This window comes from Pseudorhizobium marinum, from assembly GCF_000705355.1.
In the GTDB taxonomy this organism is placed as follows: Bacteria; Pseudomonadota; Alphaproteobacteria; order Rhizobiales; family Rhizobiaceae; genus Neorhizobium; species Neorhizobium pelagicum.
The window spans coordinates 331268-349768 of record NZ_JMQK01000002.1; the positions used below are offsets into that span (position 1 = coordinate 331268).

Below are 18501 nucleotides of genomic sequence, written 5' to 3' on the forward strand. Positions count from 1 at the left end.
GAGGGGAAACGACACAATCCGACACGGGTCGGGGAACAACGGCCTGCAAAGGCTGTTCGGCATGCTCGAACCCCACAGGAGATCGTCCATGCGCATGCTCAACATCATCACCCTCATTCTCATCATTGTCGGCGGCCTCAACTGGCTGCTGGTCGGCATTGCCGATTTCGACCTCGTTGCCACTCTCTTCGGCGGCCAGGATTCGGCGCTCGCCACGATCGTCTACGTGCTCGTCGGTCTCTCGGCACTCTGGCAGATCATGCCGCTCGTGAAGGCCATGTCCGTCGGCGAAACCGCTGCGGAAGCCGACATCGGTCGCACCCACCGCTAATCAGCGACCTTAATCGCACCGAAGGCATCGGTCCCCGAAGGACCGGTGCCTTTTCTTGTTTCAGCTCGAGCCGCGCAGGGCGACGTGCTCATCACGGATGCGGCGCAGTTCGGTACGCTTGGATGCAAGCGACGCGGCGACCACTCCGATCGTCACGAGCCCGATCAGGATGGTGCAGATCGCGTTGATTTCCGGCGTCACGCCGAGCCGCACCTGCGAATAGATCTTGATCGGCAGAGTGGTCGCGCCCGGGCCGGTGGTGAAGCTTGCAATCACCAGATCGTCGAGCGAGAGCGTGAACGCCAGCATCCATCCCGCAACGACCGCCGGCAGGATGAGCGGTAGGGTGATCTTGAAGAAGGTCTTGACCGGCGGGCAGCCGAGATCCTGGGCCGCCTCCTCCAGGCTGCGGTCGAAGGTGAGCAACCTGGACTGCACGACGATGGCGACATAGCACATGGTGAAGGTGGTATGGGCGATCGTCACCGTCCAGAAACCCCGATCCACCCCCACCGCCACGAACAACAGCAGCAGCGACAGCCCGGTGATCACCTCGGGCATGACGAGCGGCGCATAGATCATTCCGGAGAAGAGAGTCTTGCCCGGAAAGCGGGCGTAGCGCACGAGCGCCAGTGCCGCCATGGTGCCGAGAACGGTGCCTATGCTGGCGCTCAGGACCGCGACCCGTGCCGTCACCCAGGCCGCATCCATCAGGCCCTGGTTCGACCACATCTCCCGATACCATTGCAGCGAAAACCCGCCCCAGACGGTCACCAGACGGGAGGCGTTGAAGGAATAGATCACCAGGATGATGATCGGGATGTAGAGGAAGGCAAACCCGAGCGTCAGAACCACCGGGTCGAAGCGAGACGACTTCATGGGCTAGCCCACCTTCTGCTGCTGGTTCTGGAAGATCATGATCGGCACCACGAGCACCAGGAGGAGAAGAACGGCCACCGCCGACGCGAGCGGCCAGTCGCGATTGCCGAAGAACTCGGTCCAGAGCGTCTTGCCGATCATCAAGGTCTCGGCGCCGCCGAGCAGGTCCGGGATGACGAACTCGCCGGTGATCGGGATGAAGCAGATCATCGCGCCGGCGATAACGCCCGGCAGCGACAGAGGGAAGGTGATCCGCCAGAAGGCCTTCAGCGGTGGGCAGCCCAGATCGTTTGCGGCCTCCAGCAGCGTGCCGTCCATCTTCTCCAGCGCGGCATAGAGCGGCAGCACCATGAACGGCAGGTAGGAATAGACGATGCCGATGAAGACGGCTGTGTCGGTGCGATAGATCTGCACCTGTTCCTCAGGCCCCATCAAACCGATCGCCTGCAGCAGGACTGTCAGCAGACCCTCCGGCTTCAGGATGCCGATCCAGGCGTAGACGCGGATGAGGAAGGAGGTCCAGAACGGCAGGATCACCATCATCACCAGCGTCGGTCGCCACCGCGTCGGAGCCCGGGCCATGGCCAGCGCCATCGGGTAGCCGATCAGCAGCAACAGGACGGTGGAGATGAAGGCCATCCGCAGCGACGACAGATAGGACTGGATGTAGAGCGGATCTTCGGTCAGGAAGGCATAGTTCTCGAAATCGAGCTGCGAGAGAAAATCGCCGATCCCGCCGAAACCGTCCAGGAGCGGCGTATAGGGCGGCATGGCGATCGCCGTGTCGGAGAGCGAGATCTTCAGAATGATCAGAAATGGCGCGACGAAGAACAGCAGCAGCCAGACATAGGGAACGGCGACGACCAGCCAACGGGCAGGACCGGCATGGGGGCTCGTGGAAATCTCAGCCATCTCTGCTCTCCCCTATCTGGTCAGAACCAGCCCGGCGTCCTTCGGCCACGTCAACCAGACCATGTCGCCAAAGGTGATCGGACGATCCACCAGACGAGAGACGTTGGCCTGGGCTGCGCGAATGATCCTGCCATCGGCAAGGCTGACCAGGAAGACGGAGAAGTCGCCAAGATAGCCGATATCCCAGACCTCGCCATAGGCGGCATTGGACGCCGTATTCTCCGGCTGGTCGAGCGTGATGCGCACCTTCTCCGGCCGGATCGCGAAGGCCACCCGGTCGCCGGTCGTCGCGGCACACTCCTGTTCCACCGTCACCGGCAGACCATCGCAGTCGAGCGTGATCAACGACGGATGTCCCGGATCAGCGGTCTTTGAGACGATGCCGCCTTCCATGATGTTGATGTCGCCGATGAAGTCGGCGACATACCGGCTGTTGGGCGCCTCATAGATTTCGGCCGGCGTATCGACCTGGACGATGACGCCCTTGTCCATGACCGCGATGCGGTCCGAGACGGTCATGGCCTCCTCCTGGTCATGGGTGACGATCAGGAAGGTGAGGCCCAGCGTGTGCTGGATATCCATGAGTTCAAACTGCGTCTCTTCGCGCAGCTTTCTGTCGAGAGCGCCCAGAGGCTCATCGAGGAGAAGCACCTTGGGACGCTTGGCCAGCGAGCGGGCGAGCGCCACGCGCTGACGCTGGCCGCCGGAAAGCTGCCCAGGCTTACGCTTGGCAAAATCCTCCAGCTTCACGAGCTTCAGCATTTCCTGAACCCGCGCGGCAATTTCGCCTTTCGACAGATTGTCCTGCTCCAGGCCGAACGCGATGTTCTTCTCCACGCTCATATGCGGGAAGAGCGCGTAGCTCTGGAACATCATGTTGGTCGGCCGCCGGTGGGGCGGCACGCCGGAGATATCATGCCCTTGCAGGAGAATGCGACCTTCGGTCGGCTCCTCGAAGCCGGCGAGCATGCGCATCAGGGTGGTCTTGCCGCAGCCGGAAGGGCCGAGCAGCGAGAAGAATTCCCGCTCATAGATATCAAGGTTGAGATTGCTGACCGCGGTGAAGTCGCCGTAGCGCTTCGTGATGTTTTCGAATCGGATGAAAGGAACTGCGTTCGGATCCGTCCATGGGGCGAATTTGCGTTTTACGGGTCCGAGAGTTTTCGCCATGCCGATCCCCAAATGAGCTGTGTTCCGTCAGCAACAAGAAAGAAGGGGCAGGTCCGTGCCTGCCCCTTTTGTATGCTCAGCGTCCGGTCTTGATCTGGGTCCAGAGCCGGTTCAGGACGCGCTGTTCGCGCGGCCCGTAGGGAGAGATGGTGAAGAGCTTGGCAACCGTCTCGGCTGGCGGGTAGACGGCCGGATTTTCCAGGACTTCCTTGTCGAGCAGTTCCTGCGACGCCAGGTTGCCATTGGCATACTGGACGTAGTTCGAGGCCTTGGCGATGACGTCCGGCTTCATCAGGAAGTTGATGAACTCATGCGCTTCCGCGACATTCTTGGCATCCGCCGGGATCGCCAGGTTGTCGAACCACATGTAGGTACCTTCCTTGGGGATGACGTATTCGACATTGACCCCATTTCCGGCCTCTTCCGCCCGCGCCTTGGCCTGCAGGATATCGCCCGACCAGCCCATAGTGATGCAGGTGTCGCCATTGGCAAGTTCGTCGATGTAGGCCGAAGAATTGAACGTCTTCACATGCGGCCGGACGTTCATGTAGACCTCGGCGCCCGCTTCCAGATCGGCGGTTTCCTTGCTGTCGGGGTCCAGCCCGACATAGTTCATGCCGATGGCGAAGGTCTCATCGGATGCGTCGAGGATGTTGATGCCGCAGGAGGCGAGCTTTTCGGCATTCTCCGGCTTGAAGAGGATATCGAAGCTGTCGACGGGCACGTCGCCGAGGGCGGCCTTCACCTTGTCGACATTATAGCCGATGCCGGTCGTGCCCCACATGTAGTTGACGGCATATTCATTGCCGGGGTCATATTTCGCCAGCCGTTCCGTAATCTCCGGCCACATGTTGGAGAGGTTCGGCAGCTTCGACTTGTCGAGCTTCTGGAAGACGCCGGCCTGGATCTGACGTGCGAGAAACGGCCCGGTGGGAACGACGACGTCATAGCCCGACCCGCCGGCAAGTAGCTTGGTCTCCACAAGTTCATTGGAATCGAAGACGTCGTAGACGACCTTGATGCCGGTCTCCTTCGTGAACTCCTCGAGGACGGATTCGTCGATGTAGTCGGACCAGTTGTAGACATGGACCACGCGCTCCTGAGCGGTGGCGGCGGTGGCGGCAATCATGGTGCCGGCGGCAAGTGCCGCAAGGTGGAGCAAACGGGTTTTCATGATCTCTCCTGTTCCAGCTTTTTATCGGCAGCCTTGGCCACCGTTGTTCCCCTGCAAGGGAGACTAAAAAGGAAAGGCGGTCGCCACAAGCGAAAATGTGCAGCGCATCATCGGCTACTGGAAATCGAAGGCGCTCAGTCCCGTCACCATCTCGTCGAGGCCGAGGGGACGCGTCAGGGGCGGCTCGGCACGGGCAAGGCAACCGCGCCGTTCGCAGAGACGACATGCCGTCCCCCCCAGGACCTTCGATGACTGGTCGCCGGCAGCGGGAGCGTAGACCGTCTCGATGCCATGCGGCAGCTCGCAGCCGAGCAGGACCGCCGTGCGCCTCAGCCTTTCCCCGAACGCCGCCTGCGGCCCCTCGATGGTGCGGGAGACGGTCAGGAAGGAACTGCCGTCCAGCATCTCCACAGCCTCCGCCAGAATCTGGCCCGGCTGCGCAAATGCCGAATGGATGCCGAGCTTGGGACAGAAGCCGCCGAACGCGGCCCTTGGGAAGCCATGAGCCCCTGCCCTGCGGATCGCGTTGCCAGCATGGTCCAGCTCCAGCAGAAACCATGGAATTCCGGCGGCGCCAGGCCGGGCAAGGGTCGTCAGCCGGTTGGCAGCCTGCTCGAACGAGACATCGAAGCGCGACCTGAGGACATCCACATCGTAGCGCACCCTCTGTGCCGCGGTCAGGAAGGCGCCGTAAGGCATCATCAACGCGTGGGCAGCATAACGGGCAAGCTCGAACCGCGCGATGCGGCGTGCTTCAGGACCCGAGAGGGACAGGGCATCAAGCTCCGCTGCGATCTCCGGTCCCAGCGCAAGGAGGGCAACCTCCATCGCAAGCTCCCTTGCCCGGTCGAAGGGCGACAACCGTTCCGACAGGAACAGCCGCATCGAATGCCGATCGTAGCGCCGGCGCAGGTTCGGCATGGCGTGCACGGGCAAGGTCCGCACCGCAATTCCGTGCTGCGCCTTCATCCACGCCTTCAGCGCGCCCTGCAGATCCTCGGTCCCGACCGTGCGCTGCGCGAAATCTTCGGCTGCATCCTCGATGCGGGGAAAGAAATTGGCACGACGCTCCAGATGCTCGCGCACCTCGTCGATCGGCAGCCGGGCGCCGGCCACCGAGGTTTCATGCCCTTCCCGCGCCAGCATATCGGCCAGATCCGTCAGGCGCGCGGCCTGCTCCCGATAGGCACGGTAGAGCTTCACCATGGCCATGGCGGCGTTCGGGGCAGCCTCCGAGACTTCGATGATTTCCTGATCGCCGGGGATCTCTCCCGCAAGCAGGGGATCGGAGAAGACCTCCCGCAGCTGGCCGGTGGTCCCACCGCCCTCGCCCTGCAGCATGTCGAGGTCGATCTTGTAGACGGAGGCGAGCTTGAGCAGGAGCTGGACGGTCAGCGGCCGCTGGTTGCGCTCGATGAGATTGAGGTAGGAGGGCGAAATGCCCAAGGCTTCCGCCATGGCGGTCTGGGTCAGGCCCATTCCCGAGCGGACACGGCGGACACGCGGTCCTGCAAAGATCTTACGCTCGGCCATCTGTCACCAATTTTACAGCCATCACCGGCTCATTTAATTTACAACATTTACATCTTCACAAGGTCGAATGTCAATCTTCGAACATCGTGACCCTTTTACTGCAGCTGTTTCCATATCTTTTCTGGCTGCCACGCGTTCATTTCTGTAAATCCAGTCACACCAGCCAGCGCGCAGAAGCCGCTGACCCGGATGTCGCAGTCAAAAGGGAGATACAGAGATGACCGATTTTTACAATCTTGTTCCGAATGCACCGAAGGGCCGTTATGACGGTATCGAGCGCCCCTATACGGCAGAGGACGTGAAGCGCCTGCGCGGATCGGTCGAGATCAAGTACTCGCTGGCCGAGATGGGTGCGAACCGGCTCTGGACGCTGATCGACGAGGAACCCTTCATCAATGCGCTGGGTGCCCTCTCCGGCAACCAGGCCATGCAGATGGTCCGCGCGGGGCTGAAGGCGATCTATCTCTCGGGCTGGCAGGTTGCCGCCGACGCCAATACGGCGTCTGCAATGTATCCCGACCAGTCGCTGTATCCCGCAAACGCGGCGCCGGAGCTGGCAAAGCGGATCAACAAGACGCTGCAGCGCGCAGACCAGATCGAGACCGCCGAGGGGAAGGGGCTTTCCGTCGACACCTGGTTTGCGCCGATCGTCGCCGATGCCGAGGCCGGCTTCGGCGGGCCGCTGAATGCGTTCGAGATCATGAAGGCCTTCATCGAGGCGGGCGTCGCCGGGGTTCATTTCGAGGACCAGTTGGCGTCTGAGAAGAAGTGCGGCCATCTCGGCGGCAAGGTCCTGATCCCGACGGCGGCCCATATCCGCAATCTGACCGCTGCGCGGCTTGCCGCCGACGTCATGGGGGTACCGACTCTGATCGTCGCCCGCACCGACGCGGAGGCCGCCAAGCTCCTGACCTCCGACATCGACGAGCGCGACCAGCCTTTCGTCGACTATGACGCCGGACGGACGGCGGAAGGCTTCTACCAGGTCAAGAACGGCATCGAACCCTGCATCGCACGTGCCATCGCCTATGCGCCCTACTGCGACATGATCTGGATGGAGACCGGCAAGCCGGATCTGGATCAGGCCCGCAAGTTCGCCGAAGCCGTGCACAAGGTGCATCCGGGCAAGAAGCTCGCCTACAACTGCTCGCCATCGTTCAACTGGAAGAAGCATCTGGACGACGCGACGATCGCCAAGTTCCAGAAGGAGCTCGGCGCGATGGGCTACAGGTTCCAGTTCATCACGCTCGCCGGCTTCCACCAGCTGAACTACGGCATGTTCGAGCTCGCCCGCGGCTACAAGGATCGCCAGATGGCCGCCTATTCGGAACTGCAGGAGGCGGAATTCGCAGCCGAGGTCAACGGCTACACCGCGACCAAGCACCAGCGCGAAGTCGGCACCGGCTATTTCGATGCAGTCTCCATGGCGATCACCGGCGGCCAGTCGTCGACGACGGCGATGAAGGAATCGACCGAAACGGAGCAGTTCCGTCCGGCGGCGGAGTGAGGATCACCCCTCCCCAACTCCTCCTCGTAAGGGGGAGGGTTCGGGAGGGGCTTTTCGAAGCAACTGAAGTCTCAACAACCCCAGACAACAAGAGGAGAAATGCCATGAACGTCCAGACCCGAGTCAAGGAACGCGCGGAAGAACAGTCGACCGCCATGTCCGCCGACCAGCAGGCAGCGATCCGCACGCTGGCCAACGACCTGCATCGTCTCAACCATGCGGTCATGAAGGCGGTCGAGGCCGGGGTTTCCGTGGAGCTGGTCCGCTCTGCCCGTCACCATGGCGGCGGCGGCAACTGGGGCGATTTGCTGATCCCGGTCATCGTGACGCAGGCGCAGGAAGCGTCATGAGCGATAATGCCGGCTGGCGCCGCCGTATTTGACTGTCACGAAACGGAAAAGGCGGCGGCGAGTAGGCTCGCCGCCGCCTTTTCCATGGATGCACGTTGACCAAGGCCGGCTCAGGCCGCCCGGGTAAAGCCCGCTCTCGACGTCTTGTCGGCGTCGATGCGGAACTGATCCACCAGTTCCATCAAGGCGTGAGCCTCGCTTGCCAGACGCGTGCTGGATTCGCTGGTTTCGGCGACCATCGCACCATTCTGCTGGGTCATCTGGTCCATGCGGTTGACGGCCCCGTTGATCTCCTGAAGTGCCGCCGACTGGTCCTGGCTGGCGGTGGCGATCGTTTCCACGTGCTGGCTGATGGCGGTGATCTGCAGGCTGATCGAAGCAAGGACGCGCCCTGCCTCCTGTACCAGGCCGGAGCCGGTGCTGACCTCGTGCGTGGACTGGTGGATGAGGCCCTTGATCTGCTTGGCCGCATCGGCGGAGCGCTGCGCCAGTTCGCGAACCTCCTGAGCGACGACGGCAAACCCCTTGCCAGCATCGCCCGCACGCGCAGCCTCGATGCCGGCGTTCAGCGCCAGCAGGTTGGTCTGGAAGGCGATCTCATCGATGACCTCGATGATCTGCTCGATCTTCTTCGACGCATCCTCGATGCGTCCCATGGCGTCCACGGCATTGTTGACGACCGTCCCGGAATCGTCGGCGCTACGCTTGGTTTCGGCAACGGCAGCATTGGCCTCCTTGGCTCTTTCCGCGGAGGATTTGACCGTGGCCGTGATCTCTTCCACGGCCGCCGCGGTTTCTTCCAGCGAGGCTGCCTGGCTTTCGGTGCGCTTGGAAAGATCGGAGGACGATTCACTGAGGTCCGAGCTGTTTCGCTGGATCGCCAGGGTGCTGTGGCGGATCTGCGAAAGCGTATCGCGCAGGCGCAGGATGGAGCCGTTGAAGTCCACCCGCAGCTGCTCGAGGCGGCCGGAGAAACTGCGCTCGATCGTGACGGACAGGTCGCCCTGCGACAGACGGGCAAGCGCCGTCGCCAGCTCTGTCACCGCGTGGTCGATCTGCGCGTCCGTCTGCTGCTTTTCGGCGTCGTTGCGCTGACGCTCGGCCTCGGCTGCGGCACGCTCCTCAGCGCTGCGGCTCTCGATGGCCTGTTTTTCGCGGGCGTTATCCCGGAAACCCTCCAGGGCACGGGCGATGTTGCCGAACTCGTTCGACCGGTCGCGATAAGGAATGTGGGGCGGATGTTCGCCGTTGGCCATCGCCACAACAGTGCCGGTCAGTACCTGGAGCGGCCTGATCTGTGCGCGGATCGCCAGGAAGCCGACCACGCCGACCAGGAGCAGCGCCGCAAGCGAGCTGCCGATGATGACATACCCGGAGGCAGCGATGTGGTCGAAGTAGACCGCCATCGGGATGCCGATGAAGAGAATGCCATTGACGCCGCCGCTTGCATCCTTGGTCGGGAAATACCCGGTCATGAAGTCCTTGCCGAACAGTACCGCAGGGCCGTAGTAGGCCTCGCCGCGTGCCAGGAGAGCCTGGGCGGGGTGTTCGGGCGCGAGCTTGGTGCCCGTGGCGCGATCGCCATTTTCCTTCTTCACGTTGGTGGAGATGCGAACAAACTCATTCGCCTGCTTCTCGAACACCGTGGCCACACCGCCGATGGACGCGGCCGTGCGATCGACCAGGGCATGGTCCTGCAGGTCGCCCTCACCGGCACGGATGCCGGTCACCACCTCTTCGGAGAGCGTGACGCTCGCCCCTGGCGCTTCCAGCTCGTAGAGCAGTCCCATGACCCTAACCGCCTTCTGCGCATCCACCACCGCCGTCTGCATCACATCGTTGTATATGTGTCTGTAGGCCAGTCCACCAACGGCGGAGACTGTGACCAGGATCAAGAAAAGACAGAGAAGCAGTATTCGGCTGACGACCGATGAAGGTAAAATCTGAAACATAGCCCCACGCCCCATGAGTTAAACTAAGGGACCGGGTATATGCCTGACACGTGAAATTTGGCTTAATTTGCGATTTGGCAGGTTTCCTACCGCGGCGACACTTCAGCCGGGTGGACGTCAGCACGCCGCCTTGGGCACGCGTCGGGCAAGACGCTCGGCCAACGGAAAGGAGAGGTGGGGAGGCAGGCGCTAGAGGAAGGCTGGCAGAGCCAGAAGAGCAGCGGTGGCGCCGACAGCGATCACAAAAAGACGAAGACGCATCGTCTTTGCCAGATCTTGCGTCTGGGCGATGGCAACGGCTCGGGCACGGCGGGCTTTGTGCATGGCAGATCCCCAACTCTCTTCGTTACGCGTACAGCCGATTGCGGCGGCGCTTGACCATCACCCATCACAGGATTTCGATGTCAATGAGGCAGGATTGCTCACGCGCGTTAAAAAGAACTGAATCCCTGAAGGTTAAATTGCCTCACCACACACATGGCCCGACGCCCAGGCCCACTGGAAGTTATAGCCGCCCAGCCATCCGGTGACATCGACGCATTCGCCAATGAAATGAAGGCCGGGAACGCGCTTTGCCTCCATCGTCCGGGAATCCAGCTCACGCGTATCAATCCCGCCGAGCGTCACCTCCGCCGTCCGGTAACCCTCCGAGCCGGCGGGCACGATCTGCCAGGCCTGGATTTCCTGACACAGGGCCTCCAGGGCGCGATCCGGCATCTCTGCCAGGGGAACGGCTGTCTTGGCCTTTTCCGTCAGCAGTTGCGCCAGCCGCTTCGGCAGCACCTCGCCCAGAACCGTCTGCGGCGCCTGTCGACCGTTCTGCCGGCGCGCTGCCTTCAGCATTGCGAGGACATCAAGATCGGGTTCGATCTTGAGGGTGATGCCATCGCCCTCCCGCCAGTAGGAGGAGATCTGCAGGATGGCGGGGCCGCTGAGGCCGCGGTGGGTGAAGAGAAGCGCTTCCCGGAAGCTCGTCTTTCCGCACCGCACCTCGGCGGGGACGGCGATGCCGGACAAGGGCGCCAGCTTCTCCAGAAGCGCCGGATCAAGCGTCAGTGGCACGAGGCCGGGGCGCGTTTCCACAAGACTGAGGTCAAACTGCTCGGCGATCCGATAGGCGAAACCGGTTGCGCCCATCTTCGGGATCGATTTTCCGCCGGTGGCGATCACCAGGGTCGGCGCCTCGACCGTCTGCCCGTCGGAGATGTTCAGCCGGTAACCGTCCGGCGTCTTCTCGACGGACAGGATCTCCTGCTGCAGCTCCATCGTCACACCGGCCGCCTGCATTTCCGAAAGCAGCATCCGGATGATGTCCTTGGCACTGTTGTCGCAGAACAGCTGGCCCAGGGTCTTTTCGTGCCAGGAGATGCCGTGCCGCTCCACCAGGTCGAGGAAGTCGCGCGGCGTGTAGCGGGCGAGCGCCGACTTGGCGAAATGCGGATTGGCCGACAGGTAGTTTGCCGGCATCGTGTTGATGTTGGTGAAGTTGCAGCGGCCTCCGCCGGAAATGCGGATCTTTTCACCCGGAGCCCTGGCATGATCGAGCAGCAGCACGCGACGCCCGCGGCTGCCTGCCCGGATCGCGCACATCATGCCGGCGGCGCCTGCCCCGAGAATTATCGCGTCGAACTTGCGGGCCAACTGAAACTCCTTGTCTCTATTCCTGCTGTTTTCGATCCTCCCCTGAAAGTCAATGCTGCACCCCCTCGCCAATTGAGGATCTCCGACTATGATGGTGTTCCCATCAATCAACCCACGGTGAGTCATGCCACGCAAAGAAACCGCATCCACGCCGCCCGCGAGCAGCGTCCTGAAGTCGACCGGCCATACGCCGGTGCAGCCGGCGATGACTTCACTGCGGGGCGCGACGGACTGGCGGGAAGCGGCACTGTGGCTGCGGACCCGCGGGATCGAGGACGTCGAATGCATCACGCCCGACCTTGCCGGGGTGCCGCGCGGCAAGATGATGCCATCGTCGAAGTTCACCTCGAACACCTCGCTGGCACTTCCTTCCGCCCTCTACCGGCATACGATTTCCGGTGAGTACCCGGAAGAGACCGCCAGCTTCCGCTATGAACCGCGCGACAGCGACCTGAAACTGGTTCCCGACCTTTCGACGCTCTCGGTCGTTCCCTGGGAAACGGATCCCACCGCCCAGGTGATCTGCGATGTCGTCGGCACCAGCGGCGAGAACATCTCCTACACGCCGCGCGCCGTGCTGCGGCATGTCGTCGAGCTCTACCGCGAGCGTGGCTGGAAGCCGGTGGTGGCGCCGGAGATCGAATTCTACCTGGTCGCCAAGAACGACGATCCGGATTACCCGCTGCATCCGCCGAAGGGTCGCTCTGGACGCGCCATTCTCGGCGGCCAGGGCTATTCGATCGCCGCGATCAACGAGTTCGACGAGTTGATCGATGATATCTACCATTTCTCCGAGAAGCAGGGGCTGGAGATCGATACCCTGATTCACGAGGAAGGCCCGGCGCAGCTCGAGATCAACCTGCGCCATGGCGATCCCATCGAGCTCGCCGACCAGGTATTCATGTTCAAGCGGACAATCCGCGAGGCGGCGCTGAAACACGGCATCTATGCAACCTTCATGGCCAAGCCGATGCAGCGTCAGGCGGGCTCGGCGATGCACATCCACCAGTCGGTGGTCGACATCGAAACCGGCCGCAACATCTTCTCGAACGAAGACGGAAGCCCGTCCAAGGAGTTCTTCCACTTCATCGGCGGCATGCAGCAGTATGTGCCGAAGGCACTGGTGATGATGGCGCCTTATGTGAACTCCTACCGTCGCCTGACGCCGGACATGGCAGCGCCGGTCAACAACGCCTGGGGCTACGACAATCGCACCACGGCGTTTCGCGTTCCGGTCTCGGATGCCTCGGCACGCCGGGTCGAGAACCGGTTACCGAGCTCGGATGCCAATCCCTATCTGGCGCTTGCGGCTTCGCTCGGCTGCGGCCTGCTCGGCATCATGAAAGGCATCGAGCCGGAGCCGCCGACGGAGTACAGCGCCAACGAGGGCTCCATCGACCTGCCGCGCGGTCTTCTGGAGGCGGTGTCGGAGCTCGAGGCCGAGCCGGCGCTGACGGAAGTGTTCAGCCAGGAATTCATCGGGCTCTATGCCGGCGTGAAGCGGGGCGAGTTCGAGACCTTCATGCAGGTCATCAGCCCTTGGGAGCGGGAGTTCCTGCTTCTCAACGTGTGAGGAGATGGGCATGACCGACTGGCAGAGCCCCATTGCACCGGGAGTTTCCTGGTATCAGGCGACCGTGGGAGAGCGGCCGAGCTATCCGGCTCTGGATGGCTCGCGGTCTGTGGACGTGGCCATCGTCGGCGGCGGCTTTACCGGTCTGCAGGCGGCCTACACCCTTGCCAGGCGTGGCATCTCGGTGGCCTTGCTGGAAGCCTATCGGTTCGGAGACGGAGCATCGGGCCGCAACGGCGGACAGTTCGGCACGGGGCAGCGCGCCTGGCCGGAGGATCTGGAAGCGAAGATCGGTTTCGAGCGGTCCAAGGCACTGTTCGACATGGCCGAGGCGGCCAAGCACTATCTGCTCGACTTTGCCGCCGAGCACGACATCGACATGGAATACATGCCGGGCCAGATGAACGTGTCGCACAAGCCGGGGCATGACAAGGAATACCGAGCCAATGCGGAGATCGCGGCCGAGCGCTACGGCTACCCGCATCTCACGTATATGGACCGGGCGGAGACGGCAGAGCGCCTCGGCTCCAGCCACTACCACTGCGGCGTACGCGATACCGGCACCGGCCACATCCATCCGCTGAAACTCCTGATCGGCCTTGCCCGCGCCGCGCAGGCCGCCGGTGCTGAACTCTACGAGATGACGAAGGTCACCGGCCTGCGGCAGGCGGGCGGCAAGACGATCCTGGAGACGGCGCGGGGCAGCGTTTCCGCAGACCGCGTGCTCCTGGCCACGAATGCCCATGTCGACAAGCTCGAGCCGGTCACCGCAGCGCATGTGATGCCGATCGGCTCATTCATCGCCGCCACCGAACCGCTGGACGATCATCCGCGCGTGCTGTCCGGCGGCGAGGCGGTGGCGGATTCCAGGTTCGTGGTGCGCTACTTCCGCAAGACGCGAGACAACCGGCTGCTGTTTGGCGGCCGCGAGGTCTATTCCTCCAAGAACCCGGAAGACACGGCAAACTTCATCCGGGAGCAGATCGTCGAGACCTATCCGGAGCTGAAGACCGTTCGCATCACCCACGCCTGGGGCGGCTATGTCGGCATCACCATGTCGCGGCATCCGTTCGTGCGCGAGGTGATGCCGGGCGTCACCTCGATCGGCGGCTACTCCGGCCACGGCGTGATTCTGTCAAACTACTGTGGCAAGCTCTATGCCGATCGGATCGCCGGCGCGGCGCCGGAATTGGACGGCCTCGAAGCGCTCGACGTGCGAGGCTTTCCCGGCGGGCGCCGCTTCCGCGACCCGCTGCTGTTTCTCGCCCTCACCTGGTTTGCCCTGCGCGACAGGCTTTGATGTCGCAGCAAAAGTGATGAGCCAGGGGTAGAATTTTTCAATCGATTAGATTATTGAGACCCGTACTCTCAGAAGAGGAAAGAACACGTTCATGAGCAGCCAGATCATTCCGGTCGATCCCTTTGATTGCGTCGTGTTCGGTGGCTCTGGCGACCTGGCGGAGCGCAAGCTGCTTCCGGCCCTCTACCACCGGCAGATCGAGGGCCAGTTCACAGAGCCCACCCGCATCATCGGCGCTTCCCGCAGTGCCCTTTCGCATGATGAGTACCGGAAATTCGCTCAGGAGGCGCTGAAGAAGCACCTTAAGCCCGGCGAATACGATGACGAACAGGTCAAGATCTTCTGCGCGCGGCTGTTCTACATCTCGATCGATGCGATGTCCGATCAGGGCTGGAGCGAACTGAAGAAGCTGCTCGACGAGGGCAAGGACCGGGTCCGGGCCTTCTATCTCGCCGTGGCACCCTCCATCTTCGGGCCCATTTCCGAGAAGATCCGCGACCACAAGCTGATCACCAAGCATACCCGGATCGTCGTCGAAAAGCCGATCGGGCGCGATCTCGCCTCGGCGCTCCACCTCAACGACACGATCGGCAAGGTCTTCCCGGAAGAGCAGATCTTCCGCATCGACCACTACCTGGGCAAGGAAACCGTGCAGAACCTGATGGCGCTGCGGTTTGCCAACGCGCTCTACGAGCCGCTGTGGAATGCCCAGCATATCGACCACGTGCAAATCACGGTTGCCGAGTCCGTCGGCCTCGAAGGCCGTGCCGGCTATTACGACACCGCGGGCGCGCTGCGCGACATGGTGCAGAACCACATCCTGCAGCTGCTCTGCCTCGTGGCCATGGAAGTGCCCTCCTCGCTCAGCGCCGAAGCCGTGCGCGACGAGAAGCTCAAGGTGCTGCATGCGCTGAAGCCGATTACCGAGGCCAATGTCGAACAGGCGACGGTGCGCGGTCAGTACCGGGCCGGTGCCTCCTCGGGCGGCGCCGTCAGGGGCTATCTGGAAGAACTGGAAGGCGGCGTTTCCAACACCGAGACCTTCGTCGCCATCAAGGCGGAGATCGGCAACTGGCGCTGGGCCGGCGTGCCGTTCTACATCCGCACCGGCAAGCGCCTTGCGACCCGCGTCTCCGAGATCGTCATCACCTTCAAGCCGATCCCGCACAATATCTTCGACAGCGCCGCCGGACGGATCACCGCAAACCAGCTGATCATCCGCCTGCAGCCGGACGAAGGCGTCAAGCAGTCGCTGATGATCAAGGACCCCGGCCCGGGCGGCATGCGCCTGCGCAGCGTTTCGCTCGACATGAGCTTTGCGGAATCCTTCTCCGTGCGTCACCCCGACGCCTACGAGCGGCTGCTGATGGACACGATCCGGTCGAACCAGACGCTGTTCATGCGCCGCGACGAAGTGGAGGCCGCCTGGCAGTGGATCGACCCCATCCTCAAGGGCTGGGAGACCAGCAGCCAGGCCGTCCAGGGCTATACGGCAGGAACCTGGGGTCCGAGCCAGGCGATTGCGCTGATCGAACGCGACGGGCGGACCTGGCATGAAGCTTGAAACCATGGAACTGTCGCTGCACGAATTCGCGGATGGTGCGACCCTTGCCGAGAAGCTTGCCGACCAGGTGGCGCATCGGCTGGCCGCCGCCATCAAGGTCAAGGGCAGCGCAAGCCTCGCGGTCTCGGGCGGCTCCACGCCGAAGAAGTTCTTCCAGGCGCTTTCCGGCCGCAAGATCGACTGGCCGAAGGTTACGGTGACGCTCGTCGACGAGCGGTTCGTGCCGGCCGACAGCCCGCGATCCAATCATCTTCTGGTGAAAGAGAACCTGCTCCGCAACGAGGCATCCTCGGCGCAGTTCATACCGCTCTTCCACGATCGTCCGAGCGTCGATGAAGCGGCTGCGACGGCGACGCAGGAAACCGCCAGCATCGGCAATCCGTTCGACGTCGTCATTCTCGGAATGGGCGGCGATGGCCACACGGCATCCTTCTTCCCGCATGGCAACCACCTCAGCCAGGCCCTCGATGAAGAAGGCCCGCGCTGCGTGATGCCGATGGAAGCCGAAGGTGCCGACGAACCGCGGCTGACATTCTCCTTCTCGAGCCTGACCGATGCGGGGCTGCTCGTGCTTCACATCGAAGGAGAAGCGAAGAAGGACGTGCTCAGGACGGCGCAATCCGGCACGGACGAAGCCGAGATGCCGATCCGCGCCGTGCTCAACCGGGCCACGTCGCCGGTGGAGATCTACTGGGCTCCCTGAGGCCCGACACGAAGTATTCATCCGGAGCAATCCGGGCGGCATCTGCCGCTCCCAGCCGGCTTGCTCCCGAACCGAAGGACATGGCCATGGCTGCGCACGCCAGCATCGAAGCAATCACAGCCCGCATCGTCGAGCGTTCCAGGCCGCATCGCGAGGCCTATCTCGCCCGCGTTCGCGGCGCGATTTCGCGCGGGCCGCACCGCTCGGTGCTGTCCTGCGGCAACCTCGCCCACGGCTTTGCCGCCTGTTCCCCCTCCGACAAGGCAGGCCTTGCCGGAGACGTCACCCCGAACATCGGCATCATCACAGCCTATAACGACATGCTGTCGGCGCATCAGCCGTTCGAGACCTATCCGCAGATCATCCGTGACGCGGCGCGGGAAGCCGGCGGCATTGCGCAGGTGGCCGGCGGCGTTCCGGCCATGTGCGACGGGGTCACCCAGGGGCAGCCGGGGATGGAGCTCTCGCTGTTTTCACGCGACGCGATCGCGATGGCGGCGGGCATCGGCCTGTCGCACAACATGTTCGATGCCGCCGTCTATCTCGGTGTCTGCGACAAGATCGTGCCCGGCCTGATGATTGCCGCGATGACCTTCGGGCACCTGCCCGCCATCTTCATTCCGGCCGGTCCGATGACGACGGGGCTGCCCAACGACGAGAAGTCGCGCATCCGCCAGCTCTATGCCGAAGGCAAGGTCGGGCGGGACGAATTGCTGGAAGCCGAATCGAAGTCCTATCACGGCCCCGGCACCTGCACCTTCTACGGCACGGCCAATTCCAACCAGATGCTGATGGAGATCATGGGCTTTCACCTGCCCGGTGCGTCCTTCATCAATCCAGGCACGCCGCTGCGCGACGCGCTGACCAAGGAGGCAACCAAGCGGGCGCTGGCCATCACCGCGCTTGGCAATGAATTCACGCCGGCTGGCGAGATGATCGACGAGCGCTCGATCGTCAACGGCGTCGTCGGCCTGCATGCGACCGGCGGCTCCACCAACCACACGCTCCACCTCGTCGCCATGGCGCGGGCGGCGGGCATCCACCTTACATGGCAGGACATTTCCGAGCTCTCCGACGTCGTGCCGCTGCTGGCCCGCGTCTATCCGAACGGGCTCGCCGATGTGAACCATTTCCATGCCGCCGGCGGCATGGGCTTCCTGATCAAGCAGCTCCTGAAGGGCGGACTGCTGCATGACGACGTCCGCACCGTCTTCGGCCATGGGCTGGAGGCCTATACGATCGAGGCGAAGCTCGGCGAGAACGGCACGGTGGCCCGCCAGCCGATTCCCGACGAGAGCGGCGACCCGAAGGTATTGGCGCGGATGGAGGCCCCCTTCCAGTCGAACGGCGGCCTGAAGATGCTGACCGGCAATATCGGCAAGGCCGTCATCAAGATCTCGGCCGTCAAGCCGGAGCGGCATATCGTCGAGGCCCCCGCTATGGTCTTCCAGGACCAGCAGGCCCTGCAGGATGCGTTCAAGGACGGTCGCCTCAACCGCGACTTCGTGGCGGTGGTCCGCTTCCAGGGACCGAAGGCCAACGGCATGCCGGAACTGCACCGGCTGACGCCGCCGCTCGGCGTGCTGCAGGATCGCGGCTACAAGGTCGCGCTTCTGACCGATGGACGCATGTCGGGTGCATCAGGCAAGGTGCCGGCCGCCATTCACGTCACGCCGGAAGCCTGCGATGGCGGTGCGATCGCCCGGATCAGGGACGGCGACATGATCCGCCTCGACGCGGTCAAGGGCACGCTCGAAGTGCTCGTGGATGCTGCGGAATTTGCCACGCGTCCGCTCGCCGAAGCCGATCTGGAGGCCAATGAATTCGGCATGGGGCGCGAGCTTTTCGCACCGTTCCGCCGGAATGCAGGGCCCGCAGATCAGGGTGGGAGCGTGTTCTTCTCCTAGCCATT

The 18501-nt window shown here is 63.0% G+C and carries 15 protein-coding genes; 8 read left to right on the top strand and 7 right to left on the bottom strand.

The window, feature by feature from the left end:
- Positions 1–88: 88 nt before the first annotated feature.
- Entirely contained in the window at positions 89–331 is a 243-nt protein-coding gene (locus tag EO99_RS0103740) for a DUF378 domain-containing protein (protein ID WP_029617302.1), read from the top strand.
- Positions 332–391: 60 nt separating this feature from the next.
- Here EO99_RS0103740 and EO99_RS0103745 read toward each other — a convergent pair whose 3' ends face one another.
- From EO99_RS0103745 to EO99_RS0103765, 5 genes are all read right to left on the bottom strand, one after another.
- Positions 392–1210 (bottom strand): ABC transporter permease, encoded by an 819-nt coding sequence (locus tag EO99_RS0103745; protein WP_029617303.1) that lies wholly within the window; start codon positions 1208–1210, stop codon positions 392–394.
- Positions 1211–1213: 3 nt separating this feature from the next.
- A complete protein-coding gene (locus EO99_RS0103750; RefSeq protein WP_029617304.1) occupies positions 1214–2122 on the bottom strand; it encodes an ABC transporter permease subunit in 909 nt (302 codons plus the stop codon).
- 12 nt (positions 2123–2134) lie between these two features.
- The gene (locus tag EO99_RS0103755) at positions 2135–3292 is read right to left on the bottom strand and encodes an ABC transporter ATP-binding protein (RefSeq protein ID WP_029617305.1); all 1158 of its coding nucleotides are present in this window, start codon (positions 3290–3292) and stop codon (positions 2135–2137) included.
- A gap of 76 nt (positions 3293–3368) precedes the next feature.
- Positions 3369–4466, bottom strand: a complete 1098-nt coding sequence (locus tag EO99_RS0103760; protein ID WP_029617306.1) for a polyamine ABC transporter substrate-binding protein — start codon at positions 4464–4466, stop codon at positions 3369–3371.
- A 114-nt stretch (positions 4467–4580) separates the two neighbouring features.
- Positions 4581–5999 carry a helix-turn-helix domain-containing protein gene (locus EO99_RS0103765; protein WP_029617307.1) on the bottom strand — a complete coding sequence of 473 codons (1419 nt, stop codon included), beginning with the start codon at positions 5997–5999 and terminating at the stop codon, positions 4581–4583.
- Between the two features lie 217 nt (positions 6000–6216).
- On the opposite strand from EO99_RS0103765, the gene aceA reads away from it, so the two are divergent.
- Both aceA and EO99_RS0103775 read left to right on the top strand, forming a co-directional pair.
- Positions 6217–7506, top strand: a complete 1290-nt coding sequence (gene aceA / locus EO99_RS0103770) for an isocitrate lyase (RefSeq protein WP_029617308.1) — start codon at positions 6217–6219, stop codon at positions 7504–7506.
- Between the two features lie 104 nt (positions 7507–7610).
- The gene (locus tag EO99_RS0103775; protein WP_029617309.1) at positions 7611–7856 is read left to right on the top strand and encodes an SMc00767 family acetate metabolism repressor; all 246 of its coding nucleotides are present in this window, start codon (positions 7611–7613) and stop codon (positions 7854–7856) included.
- A 110-nt stretch (positions 7857–7966) separates the two neighbouring features.
- On the opposite strand, the gene EO99_RS0103780 is transcribed toward EO99_RS0103775, so the two are convergent.
- Together EO99_RS0103780 and EO99_RS0103790 are read right to left on the bottom strand one after the other, a co-directional pair.
- On the bottom strand, positions 7967–9808 hold the full coding sequence (locus tag EO99_RS0103780) for a methyl-accepting chemotaxis protein (RefSeq protein ID WP_029617310.1): 1842 nt from the start codon (positions 9806–9808) through the stop codon (positions 7967–7969).
- A gap of 456 nt (positions 9809–10264) precedes the next feature.
- Positions 10265–11401, bottom strand: coding sequence for a BaiN/RdsA family NAD(P)/FAD-dependent oxidoreductase (locus tag EO99_RS0103790; protein WP_235776758.1), 1137 nt, complete (start codon positions 11399–11401; stop codon positions 10265–10267).
- Positions 11402–11573: 172 nt separating this feature from the next.
- Between EO99_RS0103790 and EO99_RS0103795 the strand changes: the two genes are divergently transcribed.
- From EO99_RS0103795 to edd, 5 genes are all read left to right on the top strand, one after another.
- On the top strand, positions 11574–13022 hold the full coding sequence (locus tag EO99_RS0103795; RefSeq protein ID WP_029617312.1) for a glutamine synthetase family protein: 1449 nt from the start codon (positions 11574–11576) through the stop codon (positions 13020–13022).
- Positions 13023–13032: 10 nt separating this feature from the next.
- On the top strand, positions 13033–14322 hold the full coding sequence (locus EO99_RS0103800) for an NAD(P)/FAD-dependent oxidoreductase (RefSeq protein WP_029617313.1): 1290 nt from the start codon (positions 13033–13035) through the stop codon (positions 14320–14322).
- 91 nt (positions 14323–14413) lie between these two features.
- Positions 14414–15886, top strand: a complete 1473-nt coding sequence (zwf, locus tag EO99_RS0103805) for a glucose-6-phosphate dehydrogenase (RefSeq protein ID WP_029617314.1) — start codon at positions 14414–14416, stop codon at positions 15884–15886.
- Positions 15887–15890: 4 nt separating this feature from the next.
- Positions 15891–16589, top strand: a complete 699-nt coding sequence (pgl, locus tag EO99_RS0103810; RefSeq protein WP_029617315.1) for a 6-phosphogluconolactonase — start codon at positions 15891–15893, stop codon at positions 16587–16589.
- A gap of 86 nt (positions 16590–16675) precedes the next feature.
- Positions 16676–18496, top strand: coding sequence for a phosphogluconate dehydratase (gene edd / locus EO99_RS0103815; protein WP_029617316.1), 1821 nt, complete (start codon positions 16676–16678; stop codon positions 18494–18496).
- Positions 18497–18501: the final 5 nt, after the last annotated feature.